This window comes from Bacillus sp. ZY-1-1, from assembly GCF_003047165.1.
Classification (GTDB): domain Bacteria; phylum Bacillota; class Bacilli; order Bacillales; family Bacillaceae; genus Bacillus; species Bacillus velezensis.
In genome coordinates, this window is the sequence record NZ_CP027061.1 from 1,083,660 (window position 1) to 1,104,092 (window position 20,433).

A 20,433-nucleotide genomic window follows, 5' to 3' on the forward strand; every position below is an offset into this window, starting at 1 on the left:
ATAAATGACTATTTCTCGCTCATATGAGAGAGAAGCTTATACACGTGAGTGGTACATTTCATACGTTATGTTGTAAAGAAAAAGGGAGGTGAACAGAATTGAACGCTATTTCTGTTAAAGAAATTGAATATGGAGTTGCCGTTGCGGAAAGAGAAGGTTTAGGGGAGTATTTATACCAAGAACCGGTTTCCAAAAAATGTTCGCGCCGTTCCCGCAGCAGAAAACGGACACACCGTTCCCGCAGCAGAAGACGGACGCATCATCGGACACACCGTTCCCGCAGCAGAAGACGGACGCATCACCGGACACACCGTTCCCGCAGCAGAAGACGGACGCATCACCGGACACACCGTTCCCGCAGCAGAAGACGGACGCATCGCCGGACACACCGTTCCCGCAGCAGACGGTCCCATCAAAAACGTACCCGCAAGCGCTGTTTTAAATGCTGAAGCAGACTCTATTACAAGTAACGGAGATCTGCTATAATGGCAAGAGAACTGCATAAAAGATCCGGTATCATCATCTGCGGACACTGAACTGACAACATGGCGCTGTTTGTTCGTGTCCGTTTTTTATGTCAAAAAAGATGCCGGAGGATAAAAAGGAAGGGATGACGCCAAATGAAGCTGAATGAGGAATTTTATAACTCTGAAGGAAAGACAATCTCTTCGCAAAACATAAGCAGCAAGCTTCTGCATATCACGGACAGCGGGCATATCAGCATTGACTTCATCAGCATAAGCAGGCTGCGGAAGGCTTCAAAAATCGCGATCTTAGGTGACAGCGTCGCCCGGGGGCTGCGCGCGGAATACGGCTTTGGTGACATTCTGAAAGACCGGACAGACGCTGAAATAACCAATCTGTCTGTCAGCGGCGTTAATATGAGCAACAACGGAAGCGATAACATTTATCAGCAAGCGCTTAAAACAAAGGGACATGATGTCATCATTGTCCAGGGAACAGATGATGATTGGTGCAACCACATTCCCATCGGCACAGATGAAAAGGATATCACCACATTTTACGGAGGCTTCTGTCAAGTGATTCAGCAGCTGCGAAGCGGAAATAAAGGCGCGAGCATCATTGTGGTGACCCCAACGAGACAAGCAAAAATATCAAAAGGAAAAATCGTCCGCCGTGATACTGATAAAAATAAACTGGGCCTGAAGCTGGCTGACTATGTGAAAGCCCAAAAAGAAGCCTGCACACTCCTCTCTGTACCGTATGCCGACCTGTTTGATACAGATCTCATCGACCCGTATAATCCCGCTTTCCGCAGCATGTGCATGTCAGAAGGTCTTCATCCGAACGAGAAAGGGCATCAAATCATTTTTCAGGAAATCTGCCGGAATTATTATTACTATTACGGGTAACACAGCGCTGCATGATTATTTTCGGCCTTGCTTTTCTAAAAGCTCAATTATTCTTTGAGATGCGTGTTTTTGCGCTCTCAAAAGCGAAATGATATTACCGGTAAAACCGATTAAAATGATCAGCAGCAAAATGATCATCCACATAAGTGAACCTCCCGTCGAGTGTTGAAAAACCCACTCTTTATTTTACTTATTATGGATGGGGAAGAGAATAGGTCTAACTATTGGTGTTTCTTTATCCATAAAAAAATGCACAGACTGAACGGGTCTGTGCATTTTTATTCGCTTATTTCAGCAGGTTCAATGATTCACGATTAAAGGCTTCCAAATCGTCAGGCGTTCTGCTCGTTACGATGTTATGGCTCACGACGACTTCTTCATCTTTATAATGTGCGCCGGCATTGATTAAGTCTTTGCGGATGCTGCGGAATCCCGTGATATCTTTTCCTTTAAGAAGGTCGGTATCAATCAGCAGCTGCGGGCCGTGGCAGATCGCGAAAACGGGTTTCTGATTTTCCACGAATGATTTAGTGAATTCACCCGGGCGGTCATCTCCCCGCAGAAGATCCGGTGAAAAGCCTCCGGGAATCAATAACGCATCGAATTCCTTGGGGTCTCTGCGTCTGAGATCGCTTGATCGATCTTTACTTTCTCACCGTGCTTGCCCGTCACTTCTTTCCCTGCTTCTAAATCTATTGTCACCACACTGTGGCCCGCTTCTTTAAATGCTTCCGCCGGGCTTGTATATTCAATATCCTCAAATTGATCTGTCATCAGAACTGCGATTTTTTTGCTCATCATCATGCCTCTGTGAATTTGTATATGACAAGAATATCAGGCGGATTGCCGCCTCACAACGTATTTGCTTGAAGATACGGCATGAAAAAAGACCCCTCTGAAAAAGAGGAGCCAAAAGGTACGGAGGTCTGCTGAGGCAAGAAATCGAACCAATTACTTTTTGCGTCTTTTTTTATCCTTTTTACACCCGCATTTCCCCGGATCGCCCGGATCAATGACTTCGTGAATTGTTTCTTCCTGATAAACGTGGCGGGGAACATAACGGATATGTTCTCTGTTAATGTGTTTGATGGGATGGACGTAAACCACTTCTTTGTCAGTATACTTGTCAGTCACAATATACTTAGGGTCACAGTAATACACTTTCGATTTTTTACCCATTCATCTCACCTCCCGTACTTTATTAAATGCTGAAAAGGAGGATTTTGCATCGGACAAGTACACTATGGCAAGTCCACAATTTTCCATCTGCAATTTCGTTTATCTGGTTTTTCCTGAATCCGTCTCAAATTGGAATGGCTAACCCTTTTTGAACGGGGAAATCTATAAAAAAGAATTCAAAAACGATTCTTTTCTCAGGTCAATCGAGATGCATACATCTTTAGGGGGATTTCAGAATGCTCGATGAAAAAACGATTGAAATCATTAAAAGCACAGTGCCGGTCTTAGAAGAGCATGGTGAAGAAATCACAGGCCGATTTTATGACCTGCTTTTTCAGCATCACCCTGAGCTGCTGAATATCTTTAATCAGACGAATCAAAAGAAAAAAACACAGCGTACGGCCTTGTCGAATGCTGTGATTGCGGCCGCATCCAATATTGACCGGCTGGAAAACATAGTCCCCGTCGTCAAACAAATCAGCCATAAGCACCGGAGTATCGGTGTTAAGCCCGAGCATTATCCAATCGTTGGAAAGTACTTGTTAATCGCGATAAAGGATGTGCTAAAAGACGGGGCTGCTCCTGAGGTCATTCAGGCATGGGAAAAAGCATACGGCGTCATTGCAGACGCTTTTATCGGAATTGAGAAAGACATGTATGAACAAGCGGAAACGCAAAAAGGCGGCTGGAAAGACGATAAGGCGTTTAAAATTGATAAAAAGGTAAAAGAAAGCAAAGAGATAACGTCGTTTTATTTAAAACCGGAAGACGGACAAGTTCTCCCCGAATTCAAAGCGGGACAGTATATCAGTGTAAAAGTATACATTCCGGACACGGGTTATACGCATATCCGCCAGTACAGTTTGTCGGATGTATCCGGTAAGGATTATTACCGGATTTCCGTGAAAAAAGACGGAATTGTTTCTTCATATCTGCATGACCAATTACACGAAAAGGATTCAATTGAGATCAGCGCTCCGGCCGGGGATTTCGTATTAGACCCTGATTCCAAAAAGAATCTGGTTCTCATCAGTGCCGGTGTCGGAATTACCCCGATGATCAGCATGTTAAAGACGGTTGCCAAAACCCAGCCGCAGCGAAACGTTCTCTTTATCCATGCGGCAAGGAGCGGAGAGTATCATGCGCTGCGGCATGAAGCTGAAGAAGCCGCGGAACACTCATCCGCTGACACCGTCTTTATTTACAGTGAACCGTCCGAACAAGACCGTTCAGAAAACATTCGTTTTCGGGAAGGCCGGATTGACAAACAGCTGTTAGAAGAAGTGATGACAGATAAAGATGCTGATTTTTACCTGTGCGGATCACCGTCGTTCATTAAAGAAATGAAAAAGCTGATTTCTGAATTCAATACACCGCCGGAATCGATTCACTATGAATTATTCGAACCGCAGCTGAGTATGGTGTGATTGAAGAAGGAAGGACGATGATTTTAATGTATGAAGCACCCGGATCGGGTGCTATTTTTTATTCTCTTGCATAGAAGGGCTGAATTAAATGCCATATTTGTGTTATTGCACTCAGTCAGCTTTCACGGGGCGGTGAATGCGGCAGGATAAACGACCGATGATGTCAGACATAAGAGAATCGGGACAAATTGAACAGGACGCTGATGTCATTGGGTTTTTTTATCGGGAAAATTATTACGACAAAGAAAGCGAAAGCAAAAATATTATTAAGATCATTATAGCCAAGCAGCGAAACGGCCCGGTCGAAACTGTTTCACTCGCGTTCATCAAAGAGTACCGGCTTTTTGTCAACTTGGAGCGGCGTTTTGACGATTAGAGATTGGTATGAAGCAGCGCTTCGACACAATTATTACTCACTTATCCTGCTGATCGAATTTTTGGTGTGTGAGAAAAAAACGGTACAGCTGCAGGATTCGGAAGAGGCGCTGGAATTTTTATTTGCAAGAGAAATTTAAAACAGGATGAATGCTTATTTGCTTGCTTTCGAGCAGGAAAGACAATATGGGAAACCGGTATTTCAAAATTAAATATAAAAAACGATAGAAACGAACGTTTCAGGATCCCATGAGATTTATATATTCGGGTTTTGTGATAGCAGTTTTTACAGGAACAAAAGCCAAAGAGCGGATATTGTCACAAAAGAAATTGAGCCGCTACGCTGCCGAGAATATAAATGATCCAAAAGGAGGGCAACCATTTGGGGCTAATAAAATTAGATTATATAATAGAGAAAGATAAACTTGTCATAAAACAGTATGAAAAATTAGCTGTAATTATTTCAAATGGGGAAGCAAAAATGACGTCGTTTCCTGAGCATGGGGAAACAAAAATTGTCATGGGTAAAGGGAAAGTAACCCGCGTTGCGTGGGGTGAAGGCGAATTATTCAACTAAATAAATCCAAGACGGAAAGCCTGCGGGCACTGAGCTTACAGCCTGAGCGCTGTTTGTTTGAAGTCCGTTTTCCATATGGAAATCCCCTAATGCTTACTCTGGGTGTTGAGGAGATAATATCAAATTGATAAAATAGGGTGATTAAGAAAAAGAAGGTGATTATTGATGAACTTAGGAGAAAGTCTAAGCGAATTATTCGGTTTCTTTGGGATACCCACTGTTGTTGTTTCTATAGTGTTCTTAGTAATAAACTTTTTTAAAGTATTCCAACCAATTACTTTATTGTCTTCGAATATATTTGAACAGAAATTATTCTCAAAAGAAAGATTGTTTTTTGTGAAGTTATGTAAATATTTACTGTATGCTTTAGCATGGATGTGTATTTTTATTTCAATATCTGAGACTCTTAGAGACAAACTAAAATGGGATTATAACGGAGTGGTGTCTATCTGTTCGCAAATAATAGTGGGAGGAATATTCATCTTTCTTGTATTGGTTAATGAAATTCAAAATCCAAATCGTTGTTTTTTTAAACTAAAATCAAAAAAAACATTTAAAATTATAATTGCAACTTTATATTTAGCTTCTTTATTCACTTTTTATATTCAATTTTATTTGCTGATAGCATTCCCTCAGTTCAAAGATTTTGGAATGTTAATGGCAGTAATAATTATGTTTTTTGTCCTTTGTTCAGCAGTTCCTTTCATATCTATTCCTGTTTTAAGATTAATTAATTGGACTACTAAAAAAACTGTATATATTAGAGATGAAAATAATAAAAAATGGTTTATCTTACATCCGATAAACAAGGAAATCATTTTATTGGGGGATGATAGCGATCCTAAAATGTGCAAAAAAACTAAGATGAAAAAACTGGAAGATTTATATAATGAGCCGATTTTATTAAAAACTAAATAACTAAGTCCAAGACGGAAAGCCCGCGGACACTGAACATTGCACAGATTTACTGTGCTCTGATTGGTGTCCGTTTTTGTTTTTTAGAAGAACCGACAAAAAATAAACGCTTAGGGTTCAATCTGAGACCTTTTCCCAGTATTGGGGAAAGAGGTTTTGCAAAGGATGAAACGAGCCGGGAGCGGCGATGTGAATATTCCCTGTTTCAGAAGTACCGAGATTGATTGTTACTGTAAGCAATGTAATGAAAAATACGATTTCGGTAGAGGAACGGCAACATTAAAAAATAATTATTAGTTTGAATTGCGCTCCTTCGGGGGGTGCTTTTTTATGTTCTCTGTAAACTGCGTTCGGTAGATCGTTCGACAAAATTCGCGAATGGTTCCATTATCATACTCTTTTACCGATAATATCAGGGAGGAGATGATATTATGAGCACAGATATAATAGTTGCTATAATAAACGGCTTGGTGACAATTTTAGTCGGAATTATCACAGCTCGTGTTGCTTATTTAGGCTCAATGAGAGGTGCAAAGCTTCAAATTGAAAAGGCCAATGCGGATGCCGAGAGAGTTAAGAAGGAAGAAGAGGAATTAGCCAAGAAATTTATAAAGTCATTTCTATACAAGGAAATAACGGAAAATATAAAAAAGATTAGTCCGCAACAAATTAGATCAATTAGGGAGCGGGCAGAAGACAAATTAAGTGTGTCAACTTATTTAAAAATAAAACCCGAACTTAGCTTTGAAACTTACAATGAAGTAAGACATACACTCAATAAAATTAACGATGTTTTGTTTGTTGCCGAGGTCCTTAGAATTTATAAATGTTTTAAAATTTTGAAGGACAATGACAAACTGAATGATAAAGGCGTAGTAGTAGCAGGAGAAATATATGATGCATTGCAACATTGGATTAAAAAGTTACACATTGAGGAGCATCTTGAATAGAGATGCTTTTTTATATTCTCAGTAAACTGCTTCCGGTAAATCGTTCGACAAATTTCGTAAATGGTTCCATTTTAACTCTCTATTGCCGATAATAAGGTGAGGAGGTATAAGACTTGGATTTTAAATGGTTATTTACTTGGATGACTAATTGGATAAACGACAATATACCAGAAAAAATGCAGCCAGCTATTTTAACTTCTGCTACTACTCTAATTGGAGCATTTATTGGTGCTTGCGTTGCACAATATTTTTCTCATCGGCTTGGGTTAAAAAGAGAAAAAAAGAGTAATCAGCGAATTTTTTACAATGAATTATTTGCACCTATTTTGCTTAAAATGTACACATATTGTGACTATGTTACGGAATTTAACAAGAGAATTTTGAAAGATGAACATCCAATTGATGAAAATCAACTATTATGTGAAATAAATGATCACATTGGTAAAAATCTAAAGTATGCATCTCCTAAAATAATTAATGCATACAATAAACTGAAACAATTTGAATATGTTGACGATATGTTAGGAAAAGGCGAGGATATTGCCCAATATCATCTTTTTGAAGAAATTCTGAATGAGTTAATTAAGATAGCTCCTTATGATCGTAAGTCTAAGAAAGAGATATCAAAGTATCGTACTATGTATTTTCTTCTAAAAGTACTAACATATTTACATGGAAAGAAAAGTGCCGCTCAGTTTTTAGAATGCAGATTTATATTCAAGAAAAATAAACTATATAGCAAACTTACTTATAAATATTTATCTTTTTTCTTTGAAATAAGATATTTGCCATTTGTTCATTTCTTTTATAGTGTAGATATTTACTATAATCATTTAGATACATTAGTGAAGAAAAAAGATAGACCATTTGCTAAGCCTTTTTTTAAGGTCAGAAGAGATTTGGAAGAAATGGAATATAGTAAGATAATGAATCCATGAATCAACATAATACATCACTATGAGTCTTTCCAAATGGAAAGACTTTTTATAATCTCTGTAAACTGCGTCCGGTAAATCTCAGAATAGACTACTGGCGGTTAACAGTCCGAGTACGGGAGAAGTTTAGAAAGAATATGATTGGAGGGATTACATGAAAACAATTAGTCAAGCCTTTGAGGAATTGGGAAAGAATCTGAGGTGTGCGGCTGAAAGGATGCCAACGCCCAAGCCGCTCTCCAGTGAAGCTTTTATTATGTTGAGTAAAGGAGATAGAGCATGGAAACAATTTATGCGCATCCATTTGAGACGTCATGGTTTATTGCGCTCACGTTCTTCTTTTTGTCGTGTGTAGTCGGTTCAGGTAAATCAGAAAAGGAATAAGCGTGGCAAGGCAACGTGACGGATTAGACAAAATCTATAATACAGCACGCTGGAAGTGGGTAAGAAAAGTCGTTCTGATAAGGGACGGCTATTTGTGTTGTGAGTGACGTCTCCGTGGATTGATAACGGAAGCAAATACGGTTCACCATAGCATTGCATTAAGGGTGAACCGAGCCTGGCGTTTGATCTTGATAATTTTGAAACGACCTGTTTAGAGTGCCACAACAGGGAGCACCCGGAAAGAAGCGGTGGGGAGGAGGAACAAACGATTATATGTAAGTAACACTTATAGCGGAGAATATGGAAGGTTTTTTCTCCATAATAGAGAATTTTTAGGGAAGGATATTAAAGCAGGTAAATCATATTCAAAGTCGTATTATCCTAAAAAGACAAAGTTTTTTATGTTCCAACATACTTCGGTAGCCGGATGGAAAGGTTCACTTCCTGATACTTCAACTGGAACATTGGCTCCTGCTCTTGTGAATAAAATAGCAATGCTCTAATAATAAGAGGTGGCTCAATGGCAGTTTTTGTTGAAAAAACGCTCCAAGGTCTAAAAGAATTAATTGATGAAAAAGGCCGCTTGAACATTTTAGGGAATGAAGGAACGCTTTTAGAAACAGAATGTACTTTCTTTAAAGGTGCAACAGATCTGGAGATTGAGAGTTTTGAGAAGAAAATAAAAGTCTCACTTCCTGAAGATTATAAAACCTTTTTAAAATTGCATAACGGAGCCAGAATATTTGATTTGTTGATTTACGGTGAGAATGTAGGTGGGGGTTTGCATATTCTTAATTTAGAAGAGATTGAAAAGTATATGCAAAATGGTTTTTTAGAGCCTCAGTTTATTCCTGTAGCACATCTGTTAGACGGTTGTTATTTGTTAATTGACAAAACCAAAATGTCCACAGATCCAAACTATTTATGGTTTCGCGGATTTATTGAGTATGAACCAATGAAACTTAATTTTGAGATATTTTTAGATCGGTATATTTTGTGTCAAGGAGCAAATTTTTGGGAGTGGAATATCTATACCGCTGAAAATTATTATAGGACTCACCAGGGTGATAAGGATTAACCTTTCCTACAGTTGGGTTGGTTCATTTTTGCGGTTAGACTTCGATTTGAACTTTTAAAAATAGGTTTAATTTGGGAGACGAACCGATTAATTGGTGTATAGATGATTTATAAAAAGCGCAGATACTCTGCGCTTTTTTATTTAAGTATTTTCCGGATCATTCGCAGCCCGTTTTTGGAAGAAGGATAACGGAAAGCGAGGTCGAAGCGGTTCGTTTGTTTGACGACGCTTTTTTTGTGCGTAAATGCGTTAAAGCTGTTAAATCCGTGATAGCTGCCGATGCCGCTTTCTCCGACGCCGCCGAATGGCAAATACGGTGTCGCGACGTGCATTAACGTATCATTGACACAGCCGCCGCCAAATGACAGATTCTCTAAAACAGTTCGCTCGATTCCTTTGTTTGTTGTGAAGACATAAAGAGCGAGCGGCTTTGGGCGTGATTGGACTTTCTCGATGACTTCATCGATATCGCCGTATGTAAACAGCGGAAGAATCGGCCCGAAAATCTCCTCCTGCATTACTGGAGAGTCATCCTTCACTTGATCTAGAATCGTCGGCGCTATTTTGTGGTGTTCAGGATTAAATTGTCCGCCTGTAAGCGGGACGCCATCATTCAGAAAGCTGAGCAGCCGCTGATAGTGGCGTTCACTGACGATTTTGCCGTACTGCGGATTTTGTTCAGGCTGAGGGCCGTAAAATTCACTGATCGCATGCTTCATTTCTTCTATGAGCTTCGTTTTGATATCTTGGTGGACAAATAAATAATCCGGTGCGATGCAGGTTTGCCCTGCATTTGTAAATTTCCCGAAGACGATGCGTTTGGCGGCAAGCTGTATATCAGCATCCTTATGGACAATGCAGGGACTTTTGCCGCCGAGCTCCAAGGTAACGGGAATTAATTGTTTGGAGGCGGCCTCCATAACGATTTTTCCCACGGCAACGCTTCCTGTGAAGAAAATATAGTCAAAGGGCTGCTGTAATAAAACAGTGCTGACGTCGGGCCCGCCCTCCGCCATAGCGACATAATCACTCGGAAAAACGCTGCTGATAAGTTTAGAAAGAACAGCGGAAACCGCAGGCGTATATTCTGACGGTTTGAGAACGACTGTGTTTCCGGCCGCAATGGCTCCAATCAAGGGTGAAAGCGCCAGCTGCAAGGGATAATTCCAAGGCGCAATCACCAAAACGGTTCCATATGGCTCAGGGATAATCATGCTTTTCGAGCCCAGGTGAGTCAGAGGCGTTTTGACTCGCTTCGGTTTGACCCATTTTCTCAGCCGCTTCATCACAAAACTGATTTCTTCCAGAACAATTCCGATTTCTGTCGTGTACGCCTCCTGTTCGGATTTGTGGAGATCCTGATAGAGAGCGGCTGCTATATCGGCTTCTTGTGTTTTGATGGCTTGTTTCAGCTTTTGCAATATGTTCAGCCTTGATTCTAGCGGTCTCGTATGCCCCGCCGCAAAATAGGCTTTGTGCTTGCTGACGATAGAGGGGATGCTGTTCATTCCGTCTCTCCTTTTTGTAAGTATGATGATTCATTATGTAAAAAATCGCTTCTGCCTGTCAAATGATTAAGGTGAGTCAGAAAAAATAACAAACTCATTTCTGCGTTTGCGGCAGGAATTTGATGAAAAAGAGAATTCTTTTTGCGGCATTATCTGTTGCAGGCATTATGGGGTTTTCTAATGTACATGTAGCTGAAAAGCCGGTTGGCACATAAAAAAAGCCCCGGACAGGGGCTTTTTTTAATAAAGAGAGGGAACAGCCCAAAAGAAAAACCCCGGAAACATTGTCATCACAACATGTCCGGGGTTTAATCCAATGCTCTTTAAAGAGCGTTTTACTTAACGGGAGTAGAACTCAACGATAAGCGCTTCGTTAATTTCCGGAGCAAGCTCAGAGCGCTCTGGAAGACGAGTGAATGTACCTTCAAGCTTTTCAGCGTCGAAAGTAAGGTACTCAGGAACGAAGTTGTTTACTTCTACAGATTCTTTGATGATAGAAAGGTTTCTTGATTTTTCGCGAACACCGATTGTTTGACCAGGTTTTACTTGGTAAGACGGAATGTCAACGCGGCTTCCGTCAACAAGGATGTGACCGTGGTTAACTAATTGGCGAGCTTGACGGCGAGTGCGTGCAAGACCGAGCTTGTACACAACGTTATCAAGACGTGCATCTAAAAGAATCATGAAGTTTTCGCCGTGTTTACCAGTCATTTTTGCAGCTTTGTCAAACAATGTGCGGAATTGACGTTCGTTTACACCGTACATGTGACGAAGTTTTTGCTTTTCTTGCAATTGCAAACCGTATTCTGATAGTTTTTTACGCTGTCCCGGACCGTGGGGACCTGGTGCGTAAGGGCGTTTTTCTAATTCTTTACCTGTACCGCTAAGAGAGATTCCTAAACGGCGGGACAGTTTCCAAGATGGACCTGTATAGCGAGCCATAATGTGACTCCTCCTTTGGTTTTATTTTGTGGAAAATAAAAACCGTCTGTTCGATCCGACCGTGCACATTTTGTTTTCATGTATCCTCGCTCCAGCAGCAGAGAGTTACACGATACACCTTACAGCTAAGGAACAAAATGCAAACACAGAAGCTGAACAAAAAGGCTGCAATATTTCACACAAAGAACATTATATGATTTTTCCCCGCCGCCGTCAACCATTTCTCCATGAAGAGTGCCGGTTTATGATATAATGTACAAAAATGAGTAGTACATGTTTAGGTGATAAAAATGAAAAAACAAACAATTGATGAAGTGACGGCCTTTCATCAGAAAATGCTTTCTTTTTTCTTAACGAAATCTGAATCCGTCTCATTATCCGACTCGCTGTTATGGCTGGCCTCAGCTCTAGAATCCTGCTTTACATCTCTTTCATTGACCCTTTCACCGGCAGAATCAACACGTTTCACCATAAAAACAGAAGATGAACCGCATTATGCTCCGCTGAAAGAGAGTGACGGCCGTTTTATGATCAGGAATCAGACGTCCGGCAGATCCTTTTATCTGCGCTCGGAAGGCGGGCTGCCGATCCCGGAATCATTGCCTGAGATCGTTACTCAGTTTATCAATCAATCTGTGAGACAAAGCGGGCTGTTTGACAAAACGAAGCATCAGCGGAAAATTCACAGAATGACAGAAATGTTCCATTCGCTTTTGGATCAAAATGAGGTTTTGGAAAAACTGCAGGCAAGTTTGAGTACGGCTTTCCGGTCTTTCCGCTTTTCACTGTTTATCACGCAGGATCAGGATACGGACAGACAGCTTCCCGCAAAAGAATTACATATGGACGGAAAAGATGCCGATCCGTCTGCCCTGAAGGTTTATTTATCGGGGAGACTGCTCAGAAAAGGCAGGTCATCTGCTTACCTGCCGATCAAAGGCCAGCAGGGGACTTACGGGGTTCTGAAGACGGAGGGGCTGCAGGATGCCGTTCTTTCGTGCAGTACTCTCAGTGAAATGCTGCTGCTTGCGGGCGCGGCGGGAAAAGCATTTGAAAATGCGCAGCTCTATGAGCAATCGAAAAAAAGCATTGCGAATCTGGAGCTCATTAATGAAACATCGCGCCAGCTGAATCAGCGCCTCAGACTCACTGACACGATGCGGGAACTCGCCGCTATTATGACCCAATCATTTCATGCGGAAGAAGTGGCTTTTTTTCATATTGATCATTTTGAGACGCAAAATCTGCTTCCGGGACATACCGCTTTTTTTAAGACAGAACGTGCGAACCCCTATATCAGCATTGTGAAAGAAAAGCTGTTCGAGGGAGAAAAGGGCGTGTTTATCGGCAGCGGAAAGACTGTATTCGGCGAAAACGGCTTCGGCTCGCTGATGGCGGTGCCGATGATCGAAAATGACACCGTCTTCGGGTTCGCGATTTTATTGAAAAAGGATTTGTATGCTTTTACGTTTGAAATGTATAAGCTTTTTCAAGCGCTCATTCACCATGCGACATTGGCGGTCACGAACTCCATGCTGCGTGACAGGCTTGAGCATCTTGTTCAGACAGACCAGCTGACGGAGCTGTATTCAAGAACCTATTTGGATGAGAAAATTCAATACAGCATGAAAATTCATAAACGGGGTGTATTCATCCTCGTTGATATCGATAATTTCAAAACCATTAATGATACATACGGTCATCAAACGGGAGATTCGATCCTGATTCAGGTGGCCTCCGTTATGAAAAACCATATTCGTGAGCATGATGTCGCTGCAAGGTGGGGGGGCGAGGAGCTGGCTGTCTATCTGCCGAATATCAACGTGTCATCCGGAGAACGCATCGCTAAAAGGCTGGTTCGCGCCATCCGGGAAAACACCGAGCCGCGTGTGACGATTTCCTGCGGCGTTTCCTGCTGGTCAAAGACCGGCCCGATGCCGTTGAAAATGCTCGTTCAGCAAGCGGACGAGGCGCTTTATATCGCCAAACGGAACGGCAAAAACCGGCTGATCATCCATCAAAACAGCACGACGACATAAAAAAGGAGCCGGCCTGCCGGCCGGGCTCCTTTTTTTATCCTAATCGTTTTTCAAGCGTTTCAACAAACTTTGCTAAATAGGCTTCGTCCGTTTCATCAAAACGGTTTTTCACAGGGCTGTCAATGTCCAGCACACCGATCACTTCACCGTTTACGCGGATCGGGAGGACGATTTCTGACTGGGAAGCCGCGTCACAGGCGATATGTCCCGGGAACGCATTCACATCGGCAATCCGCTGCACGGCGCCGTTAGAGTAGGCAGTGCCGCATACGCCTCTGCCGAACGGAATGCGCACACAGGCAGGAAGTCCTTGAAACGGTCCGAGCACGAGCTCGCCCTCTTTAGCGAAGTAAAACCCCGCCCAGTTGACTTCATGTAATGAATGGTATAAAAGCGCTGATGCATTCGCGTAATTTGCGATCGCATCCGTTTCATCTTCTGTCATGGCTTCGAGCTGTTTAAGCAGAAGCTGATAACTTTTTTCTTTATCTCCGGATTGTTTTTCGACATGAAACATGGAAAACCCTCACTTTTTCTATAATATCAAACAAAGTTCCGGCCGTTCTGCCGGCATTTGTCGAGAAGTTCTTACAGGAACGGCGCCTTTCTGCTTGAATTGTTACACATAAAGGGGTGAGCCGTATGAAAGTAAGCACCAAAGACAAAATTATTAACGCCGCTGTCCAGCTGTTTAACCAAAAAGGTTATTCCGGCACGTCCGTCCGTGAAATCGCAAAGTCAGCTGATGTAAATGTTGCGCACATCTCCTACTATTTTAAAGGGAAAGGCGGATTAATGGAACATTTAGTTTCCGAGTTTTACGAAGGCTATACTGAAGCGCTGGAAAAAGCCGCCGTCAGTATGAACGGTGAAGACGCGCAGGAACGCATCCTGCGGGTGATTTTCGATATTTTATCCTATCAGCACGATAACCGTCAATTAACGCGGTTTGTGTACCGGGAAGTGACGATTGATTCCGTGCTTATCAGGGAAATTATGTCTACTTACTTAATGAAAGAAAAATATATTTTCCAGCTGGTGATAGAAGAAGGGCAGTCACGCCACAGACGGCTGACGCTGCCCGTGCCGCATTTTATTCTGCAATTGAAATCCCTCTTGATGATGCCGTATCTTCAGCCTCAATACATTACAGAGGTGCTCTATATGCAGCCTCATGAACCGTACTTTTATAAAAGGTATTTTGAAGAGGTGAAGATCTGGATCGAAAGCGTGTTCCGACGGCCTGATGCGGCGCTTATGAAGTAATGATGCTTTTGTACGTTTCATAGGAACTGCCGACATCTTCCGCTTGATGGGCGTCCGACCCGAATATGAGCGGGATTTTTTTTTGCTTCGCCGTCTCAGCCATCCAATCCTCCATGTATACTTCCCCGGCAAACTTCTTTCTGAGCCCGGATGTATTCACATCCAGCTCCATTCCGTGTTCTTTCACGGCGTCAAGACAGCGGGCCGCAAGCTCTCTTATTTGAGGTGACATGCTGTAAGGGAAAAGGCGTGCGAATTTTTTGACGAGCGTGATATGGCCGACCCGTTTTGGCTTAAAGGGGCCGAGCGGTGTTACAATGGAAGAATACACAGTTTCATAGTATTGTTCATATACGGCTTCAACGCTTCCGAAGTGCGCGGCGAGCTGCTGAAAGGCGTGCTCGTCAAAATCGAGGCAGATATAAGACGGACCGGTCTTCAAAAAATGAACGGATAAAATGCCGTCATCCAGTGAGGGGCCGTACGTGTTCAGAAACGCCGCGGTTTCCTCTTCATACCCTGTGATAAAATCAGTTTCTAGCCCGGTCAGAATGCTGATTTGTCCATCGTATTCCTTTTTCAGCTGTGACAGCCGCTCCAAATAAACCTCCATCTGTCTGAGATCCATCGCGCTGTCCTGAAGCGGTACGGGATCTTGAAATGACGGAGGAAGGGGGGCGTGCTCTGTAAATGTGATCGAGTCAAAGCCTCTTTCCAGGGCCTTTTCGACATATTCTTTCAGCGCATCCTTCGAGCCGTGAGGGCAAAAAGACGTGTGGATATGAGCGTCTCGTTTTTCCATTTGTGTCACTCCATTAAAAAATTGCAGAATCCTGCCGAAATTATGCAAAAAGTTTTTGATTTCTGGTCAAAAAATGTTGGTTACATGGTATCATAATAACAATGAAAACGACAGATTTTCTCAATACATATATTGAAATCTTTCTGAATACATAAAACACCCTGACAGATTAAGAGAACAACAAGGGGGCTCATTATGGAGTTAGTCATCGGATTATTGGTTATACTGCTCGCGCTCTTTGCGGCGGGCTACTTTTTCAGGAAAAAAATTTATACGGAAATTGACCGGCTGGAGTCATGGAAGATTGAAATTTTAAACCGTTCGATAGTGGAAGAAATGTCCAAGATCAAACATCTGAAAATGACCGGAGAGACGGAAGAGTTCTTTGAAAGATGGCGCGAAGAGTGGGATGAAATTGTCACAGCCCATCTGCCGAAAGTAGAAGAGCTCCTTTATGATGCCGAAGAGAACGCCGACAAATACCGGTTTAAAAAAGCGAATCAGGTGCTTGTCCACATCGACGACCTCCTCACTGCAGCCGAATCAAATATAGAAGGCATACTGCGTGAGATCAGCGATCTTGTGACGAGCGAGGAAAAAAGCCGCGGAGAGATTGAACAGGTGCGTGAGCGGTATTCAAAAGCGCGAAAAAACCTTCTGGCGTACAGCCATCTCTACGGAGAGCTATATAACAGTCTGGAGACGGATCTCGACGAAATCTGGAGCGGCATAAAAAAGTTCGAAGAAGAGACGGAAAGCGGCAATTACATCAAAGCGAGAAAAGTGCTGCTTGAACAGGACCGCAGACTGGATCAGCTTCAAACATACATAGATGACGTTCCGAAACTGCTCGCTGACTGTAAACAGACCGTGCCTAACCAAATTGCCAAGCTGAAAGACGGCTACCGGGAAATGACGGAAAAAGGCTACAAATTGGAGCATATTCAAATCGAAAAAGAGCTGGAGACACTCACCAATCAATTGAAACGGGCCGAAAGCGCGCTTTTGGAAGAATTAGATGTCGACGAAGCGTCCGCCATTCTTCAGTTGATTGATGAAACCATTCAATCGATGTATGAACAGCTGGAAGGCGAAGTGGAAGCCGGACAGTCCGTATTAAGCAAAATGCCTGAGCTGATCATCGCGTATGAGAAGCTTGAGGAAGAAAAAGACCGCACAAAAACCGAAACGGAGCTCGTCAAGGAAAGCTATCAGCTGACGGCGGGAGAAATCGGCAGACAGCATGCTTTCGAAAAACAGCTGGAAACGATCGGCCGGCTCCTTGAGCAGGCGAGAGAAAAGCTTGACGGTGAGCATGTCGCTTACTCTCTGCTGATTGAAGAAGTCGAGGCCATCGAAAAGCAGATGGAAGAAGCTCAGAAAGAACATGCCGAATACCGTGAAAATCTGCAGGCGCTCAGAAAAGAAGAACTGCAGGCGCGGGAAACGCTGATGAATCTTCGGAAAACCATTTCTGACACGGCCCGAATGCTGCAAAAAAGCAACGTGCCGGGAATTCCTGAACAAGTCAAGGACAAGCTCGAGACGGCAAATCATCATATAGAAGAGACCGTCAGCCAATTGGAAGAGCTGCCGTTAAACATGGAGGAAGCCGCCAAACATCTGACCGAAGCTGAAAAGGTGGTTGCGGAAGTCAGCGAAGAGGCGGAACAACTTGTGATTCAGGTGAAGCTGATTGAGCGGATCATCCAGTACGGCAACCGTTTCCGAAGCCAGAATCATATTTTATCCGAACAGCTGAAAGAAGCGGAACGGCTGTTTTACGCTTACAGCTATAATGAAGCTTATGAGATGGCGGCAGATGCTGTTGAAAAAGCAGCTCCCGGCGCCGTGAAAAAAATTAAAGCTGATCAATCTGCTTCATAGACGCACAAGCAAAAACTGCACCCTGATGGAAATCAGAGGTGCAGTTTTTTTGTTTCTCACGGAATATAAAAAGCGCCTATGGCTGATATACATCAAACCGCAGGCGCTGAATGTTACGATTTTGCTTTATTTAATTCGATAGGCGGGCTGATAAAAAACGTGATGATGCAGCCGATGATCGCTCCGGCAATGCCTGGAAGCACCCAGCCGATTCCCATGCTGTAAAGCGGAAGATTTGCGTTTAAGAATGAATCTAATGATCCGAGCGGAATGCCGGCTGCCTTCAAACCGTCCAGGATACTGAACAGCCCCGTTCCGATCAGGCAGGCGATATAGACTTCGCGTCTTTCCTTAAAGATTTTATCAATAAAGGAAAGGACGATAATGACAATCGCCAGCGGGTAAATGGCTGATAAAATAGGAACTGAAAATGCAATAATCTCAGCAAGTCCGAAATTTGAAATCGCCAGACTGAACAGCGTGACAATCGTAACCACCATTTTGTATGATAAAGCGGGAATCAATTTTGAAAAATATTCGCCGCAAGATGTGACAAGCCCGATGCTTGTCGTTAAACACGCAACGGTGATGGCGGCACCGAGAACGATGTTTCCCAGTGAACCGAACAGGTAATCAGATGAAGCTGATAAAATCTTTGCGCCTTCGCCGAGCGGCCCGACAGCGTCCGTGCTTGTCGCTCCCAAATAGGCCAAAGATAAATAAATGAATGTCAAACCCGCCGCTGCAATCAGACCCGCTTTAATACAAGCGGCCGCGAGCGCTTTACGCTGGGTGACGCCCCTGCTTTTAACAGCGTTGACGACAACGACGCCGAAGACGATTGAGGCGAGTGCATCCATTGTTTTATAGCCTTCCAAAAATCCTTTGAACACCGGCGTTCCGGAATATGCCTGATGTACGGCGCCCAGCCCGCCCATCGGAGTGACGATGGCTTTTACGACAATGATTAAAATGATACCGAATTTAATGGGAGTCAAAATCTTTCCGACTCTGTCCACGATTTTGGACGGGTTAAGAGCTAAATAATACGTAATAGAAAAAAAGATCAACGTGAAAACAAATAAAGATAATCTTTCCGGAATGCCGCTTAAAAACGGAACTGCACCGATTTCATATGAAACGGTTCCGGTTCTCGGAATCGCGAAAAGCGGCCCGATTGATAAATAAAGCACAACGGTGAAAATAGTGCCGAATACCGGGTGAGCCTTATCGGCAAGTCCTTTCGCGTCTTTGCCCGTTAATGCGATGGCGATAATACCTAAAAGCGGCAGTCCTACGCCGGTCAGTAAGAAACCGCCCATCGCTTTCCAGACATTATGCCCCGCCGCTTGCCCAAGCTCCGGCGGATATATCATATTTCCTGCCCCGAAAAAAAGTGCGAAGAGCATGAAACCGATAATAACGGTATCTTTGACAGGTAGTGAGTGTTTCATAAAAGTCCTCCTAAATACTATGTTGAAATATTCTGTCAATTAATTGTCAGATAATATAACAAAACGAACATTACTTATTATATGGCAATGTACAGAGAAGTCAATACTCGATTTATTGCGAATTTCTATTTACTTTTGTTATGGTAGCATAAATATCATACGATGTACCGTTTTCATAAAAGGAGTAAAAAAAATGATATATTTAGACAACAGCTCAACGACCGAGCCGTATGAAGAGGTTTTGGAAGTGTATAAACAGACGAGCAGCCGTTATTTCGGCAATTCTTCGTCTCTGCACCAGTTAGGAACTGAGACGGAGCAGCTCCTTGAAGCGGCCGCTCAGCAAATAAAAAGAACCTTACGTTTAAAAAATTATGATATTGTATTTACATCAGGCGCGACTGAAGCGAATAACGCTGCGTTAAAGGGAGCGGCCTGGGCAAACATGAGTAAAGGAAGACATATCATTGCTTCGGCGATTGAGCATCCTTCTGTGACGGAGACGCTTGATCAGCTGACAGAGCTGTTCGGCTTTGAAGTCACATATCTTCCGGCCGATCAAAACGGCTTCGTTTCTTTGAAAGACGTCAAATCTGCTATCAGGCCGGATACGATAATCGTCAGCGTCATGCATGTCAATAACGAAGTCGGCTCCATTCAGCCCGTAAAGGAAATCGGCGGGTTTTTGAAGCAGCACCGGAATATTCTGTTTCATGTTGATCATGTGCAGGGCATTCATAAAGTTCCTCTGTCTATAGAAGAAGCGGGCATTGACCTTTGCACTGTTTCAGGGCATAAGTTTCACGGCTTAAAAGGGACCGGAGCGCTTATCGTCAAAAAAGGAACGCGGCTCATTCCGCTTATAACGGGCGGCTCGCAGCAAAAAGGCGTCCGGGCCGGAACAGAACATACGGCAGGCGCCGTTTCCCTTGCGAAAGCGATCAATCTTTCCGCGCGTGACATGAATGAGCGGCTTTCTTCCGTGGAGGCTGCCAAGAATGCGCTCATGGAAAGGCTGAGCGGGGCGGACGGGGTCGTCATCAACACTCCCGCCGAAAACAGCGCTCCGCATATCATTAATTTTTCCGTTCCGGGCGTGAAGGCCGAAGTGCTGCTGCACATGCTTGAGGAAAAAGGAATATATGTCTCCACAACCGCGGCATGTTCGGCAAGAGAGCATAAACCGAGCCGTGTTCTTCTGCAAATGAATAAAGGCGAACAGATTGCATCAAGCAGCATCAGAGTCAGCCTGAACTTCATGCATACGGCTGACATCACGGAGCCGTTTATGGCCGCGCTGGTGCCGGCTGTTCAAAAACTAAAAAAAATGATGAGGTAGCAT

At 43.2% G+C, this 20,433-nt stretch carries 20 protein-coding genes and 3 pseudogenes; 15 read left to right on the plus strand and 8 right to left on the minus strand.

The window, feature by feature from the left end; genetic code table 11:
• Positions 1-98: 98 nt before the first annotated feature.
• The 3 genes and pseudogenes from C5I45_RS20200 to C5I45_RS05745 form a co-directional block, all read left to right on the plus strand.
• A pseudogene (locus C5I45_RS20200) lies at positions 99-149 on the plus strand (hypothetical protein); the annotation flags it as partial.
• A gap of 47 nt (positions 150-196) precedes the next feature.
• Positions 197-442 (plus strand): hypothetical protein, encoded by a 246-nt coding sequence (locus C5I45_RS19625; RefSeq protein ID WP_060387099.1) that lies wholly within the window; start codon positions 197-199, stop codon positions 440-442.
• A 178-nt stretch (positions 443-620) separates the two neighbouring features.
• Positions 621-1,373: an SGNH/GDSL hydrolase family protein gene (locus C5I45_RS05745; RefSeq protein WP_003152399.1), complete on the plus strand. Its 753-nt coding sequence runs from the start codon at positions 621-623 to the stop codon at positions 1,371-1,373.
• Between the two features lie 15 nt (positions 1,374-1,388).
• Here the strand turns inward: C5I45_RS05745 and C5I45_RS20095 are convergent, their stop codons facing one another.
• From C5I45_RS20095 to C5I45_RS05755, 3 genes and pseudogenes are all read right to left on the minus strand, one after another.
• Positions 1,389-1,517, minus strand: coding sequence for a hypothetical protein (locus C5I45_RS20095; RefSeq protein WP_003152400.1), 129 nt, complete (start codon positions 1,515-1,517; stop codon positions 1,389-1,391).
• Positions 1,518-1,659: 142 nt separating this feature from the next.
• Positions 1,660-2,171: pseudogene (locus C5I45_RS05750) on the minus strand (type 1 glutamine amidotransferase domain-containing protein).
• 153 nt (positions 2,172-2,324) lie between these two features.
• Complete coding sequence (locus C5I45_RS05755; RefSeq protein WP_003152402.1) at positions 2,325-2,552, minus strand: hypothetical protein; 228 nt, start codon at positions 2,550-2,552, stop codon at positions 2,325-2,327.
• Between the two features lie 236 nt (positions 2,553-2,788).
• Here C5I45_RS05755 and hmpA point away from each other — a divergent pair, with 236 nt between their 5' ends.
• The 8 genes and pseudogenes from hmpA (at position 2,789) to C5I45_RS05800 (ending at position 9,193) form a co-directional block, all read left to right on the plus strand.
• Entirely contained in the window at positions 2,789-3,979 is a 1,191-nt protein-coding gene (gene hmpA / locus C5I45_RS05760; protein ID WP_015387849.1) for an NO-inducible flavohemoprotein, read from the plus strand.
• A gap of 101 nt (positions 3,980-4,080) precedes the next feature.
• A pseudogene (locus tag C5I45_RS05765) lies at positions 4,081-4,355 on the plus strand (DnaB-like helicase C-terminal domain-containing protein); the annotation flags it as partial.
• Positions 4,345-4,494 (plus strand): hypothetical protein, encoded by a 150-nt coding sequence (locus C5I45_RS19730; RefSeq protein ID WP_162918036.1) that lies wholly within the window; start codon positions 4,345-4,347, stop codon positions 4,492-4,494. The pseudogene C5I45_RS05765 and the gene C5I45_RS19730, both read left to right, overlap by 11 nt.
• 242 nt (positions 4,495-4,736) lie before the next feature.
• The gene (locus C5I45_RS05770) at positions 4,737-4,931 is read left to right on the plus strand and encodes an XtrA/YqaO family protein (RefSeq protein WP_025853286.1); all 195 of its coding nucleotides are present in this window, start codon (positions 4,737-4,739) and stop codon (positions 4,929-4,931) included.
• A 165-nt stretch (positions 4,932-5,096) separates the two neighbouring features.
• Positions 5,097-5,849, plus strand: a complete 753-nt coding sequence (locus C5I45_RS05775; RefSeq protein WP_058906283.1) for a hypothetical protein — start codon at positions 5,097-5,099, stop codon at positions 5,847-5,849.
• A gap of 428 nt (positions 5,850-6,277) precedes the next feature.
• Positions 6,278-6,796, plus strand: a complete 519-nt coding sequence (locus C5I45_RS05780; RefSeq protein WP_025853282.1) for a hypothetical protein — start codon at positions 6,278-6,280, stop codon at positions 6,794-6,796.
• Positions 6,797-6,909: 113 nt separating this feature from the next.
• Positions 6,910-7,734: a hypothetical protein gene (locus C5I45_RS05785; protein ID WP_058906282.1), complete on the plus strand. Its 825-nt coding sequence runs from the start codon at positions 6,910-6,912 to the stop codon at positions 7,732-7,734.
• A 901-nt stretch (positions 7,735-8,635) separates the two neighbouring features.
• A complete protein-coding gene (locus C5I45_RS05800) occupies positions 8,636-9,193 on the plus strand; it encodes an SMI1/KNR4 family protein (RefSeq protein ID WP_025853279.1) in 558 nt (185 codons plus the stop codon).
• Between the two features lie 137 nt (positions 9,194-9,330).
• Here the strand turns inward: C5I45_RS05800 and C5I45_RS05805 are convergent, their stop codons facing one another.
• Both C5I45_RS05805 and rpsD read right to left on the minus strand, forming a co-directional pair.
• Positions 9,331-10,701 carry an aldehyde dehydrogenase gene (locus C5I45_RS05805; RefSeq protein ID WP_014305579.1) on the minus strand — a complete coding sequence of 457 codons (1,371 nt, stop codon included), beginning with the start codon at positions 10,699-10,701 and terminating at the stop codon, positions 9,331-9,333.
• 339 nt (positions 10,702-11,040) lie between these two features.
• Complete coding sequence (rpsD, locus tag C5I45_RS05810) at positions 11,041-11,643, minus strand: 30S ribosomal protein S4 (protein WP_003152406.1); 603 nt, start codon at positions 11,641-11,643, stop codon at positions 11,041-11,043.
• A gap of 290 nt (positions 11,644-11,933) precedes the next feature.
• On the opposite strand from rpsD, the gene C5I45_RS05820 reads away from it, so the two are divergent.
• A complete protein-coding gene (locus tag C5I45_RS05820) occupies positions 11,934-13,682 on the plus strand; it encodes a sensor domain-containing diguanylate cyclase (RefSeq protein WP_003152407.1) in 1,749 nt (582 codons plus the stop codon).
• 34 nt (positions 13,683-13,716) lie between these two features.
• Here the strand turns inward: C5I45_RS05820 and C5I45_RS05825 are convergent, their stop codons facing one another.
• On the minus strand, positions 13,717-14,199 hold the full coding sequence (locus C5I45_RS05825; RefSeq protein ID WP_025853271.1) for a GAF domain-containing protein: 483 nt from the start codon (positions 14,197-14,199) through the stop codon (positions 13,717-13,719).
• Between the two features lie 125 nt (positions 14,200-14,324).
• Here C5I45_RS05825 and refZ point away from each other — a divergent pair, with 125 nt between their 5' ends.
• Positions 14,325-14,948 (plus strand): forespore capture DNA-binding protein RefZ, encoded by a 624-nt coding sequence (gene refZ / locus C5I45_RS05830; RefSeq protein ID WP_007408038.1) that lies wholly within the window; start codon positions 14,325-14,327, stop codon positions 14,946-14,948.
• Here refZ and hisJ read toward each other — a convergent pair.
• Positions 14,938-15,750, minus strand: a complete 813-nt coding sequence (hisJ, locus tag C5I45_RS05835; protein WP_107994269.1) for a histidinol-phosphatase HisJ — start codon at positions 15,748-15,750, stop codon at positions 14,938-14,940. The two genes, refZ and hisJ, sit on opposite strands and share 11 nt — an antisense overlap.
• A 195-nt stretch (positions 15,751-15,945) precedes the next feature.
• On the opposite strand from hisJ, the gene ezrA reads away from it, so the two are divergent.
• A complete protein-coding gene (gene ezrA / locus C5I45_RS05840) occupies positions 15,946-17,637 on the plus strand; it encodes a septation ring formation regulator EzrA (RefSeq protein WP_044053525.1) in 1,692 nt (563 codons plus the stop codon).
• A gap of 113 nt (positions 17,638-17,750) precedes the next feature.
• Here the strand turns inward: ezrA and brnQ are convergent, their stop codons facing one another.
• The gene (brnQ, locus tag C5I45_RS05845) at positions 17,751-19,091 is read right to left on the minus strand and encodes a branched-chain amino acid transport system II carrier protein (RefSeq protein ID WP_003152412.1); all 1,341 of its coding nucleotides are present in this window, start codon (positions 19,089-19,091) and stop codon (positions 17,751-17,753) included.
• A gap of 193 nt (positions 19,092-19,284) precedes the next feature.
• Here brnQ and C5I45_RS05850 point away from each other — a divergent pair, with 193 nt between their 5' ends.
• Complete coding sequence (locus C5I45_RS05850) at positions 19,285-20,430, plus strand: cysteine desulfurase family protein (RefSeq protein ID WP_107994270.1); 1,146 nt, start codon at positions 19,285-19,287, stop codon at positions 20,428-20,430.
• The last annotated feature ends 3 nt before the right edge of the window (positions 20,431-20,433 follow it).

Bases quoted from the DNA above. Each gene is read 5' to 3' on its own strand.
- C5I45_RS05755 (WP_003152402.1), bottom strand. From the start codon at position 2,552: ATGGGTAAAAAATCGAAAGTGTATTACTGTGACCCTAAGTATATTGTG.
- ezrA (WP_044053525.1), top strand. From the start codon at position 15,946: ATGGAGTTAGTCATCGGATTATTGGTTATACTGCTCGCGCTCTTTGCG.
- C5I45_RS05745 (WP_003152399.1), top strand. From the start codon at position 621: ATGAAGCTGAATGAGGAATTTTATAACTCTGAAGGAAAGACAATCTCT.
- C5I45_RS05850 (WP_107994270.1), top strand. From the start codon at position 19,285: ATGATATATTTAGACAACAGCTCAACGACCGAGCCGTATGAAGAGGTT.
- C5I45_RS05820 (WP_003152407.1), top strand. From the start codon at position 11,934: ATGAAAAAACAAACAATTGATGAAGTGACGGCCTTTCATCAGAAAATG.
- brnQ (WP_003152412.1), bottom strand. From the start codon at position 19,091: ATGAAACACTCACTACCTGTCAAAGATACCGTTATTATCGGTTTCATG.
- rpsD (WP_003152406.1), bottom strand. From the start codon at position 11,643: ATGGCTCGCTATACAGGTCCATCTTGGAAACTGTCCCGCCGTTTAGGA.
- C5I45_RS19625 (WP_060387099.1), top strand. From the start codon at position 197: ATGTTCGCGCCGTTCCCGCAGCAGAAAACGGACACACCGTTCCCGCAG.
- C5I45_RS05825 (WP_025853271.1), bottom strand. From the start codon at position 14,199: ATGTTTCATGTCGAAAAACAATCCGGAGATAAAGAAAAAAGTTATCAG.
- C5I45_RS05775 (WP_058906283.1), top strand. From the start codon at position 5,097: ATGAACTTAGGAGAAAGTCTAAGCGAATTATTCGGTTTCTTTGGGATA.
- refZ (WP_007408038.1), top strand. From the start codon at position 14,325: ATGAAAGTAAGCACCAAAGACAAAATTATTAACGCCGCTGTCCAGCTG.
- hisJ (WP_107994269.1), bottom strand. From the start codon at position 15,750: ATGGAAAAACGAGACGCTCATATCCACACGTCTTTTTGCCCTCACGGC.
- C5I45_RS05805 (WP_014305579.1), bottom strand. From the start codon at position 10,701: ATGAACAGCATCCCCTCTATCGTCAGCAAGCACAAAGCCTATTTTGCG.
- hmpA (WP_015387849.1), top strand. From the start codon at position 2,789: ATGCTCGATGAAAAAACGATTGAAATCATTAAAAGCACAGTGCCGGTC.
- C5I45_RS05800 (WP_025853279.1), top strand. From the start codon at position 8,636: ATGGCAGTTTTTGTTGAAAAAACGCTCCAAGGTCTAAAAGAATTAATT.
- C5I45_RS20095 (WP_003152400.1), bottom strand. From the start codon at position 1,517: ATGTGGATGATCATTTTGCTGCTGATCATTTTAATCGGTTTTACCGGT.
- C5I45_RS05780 (WP_025853282.1), top strand. From the start codon at position 6,278: ATGAGCACAGATATAATAGTTGCTATAATAAACGGCTTGGTGACAATT.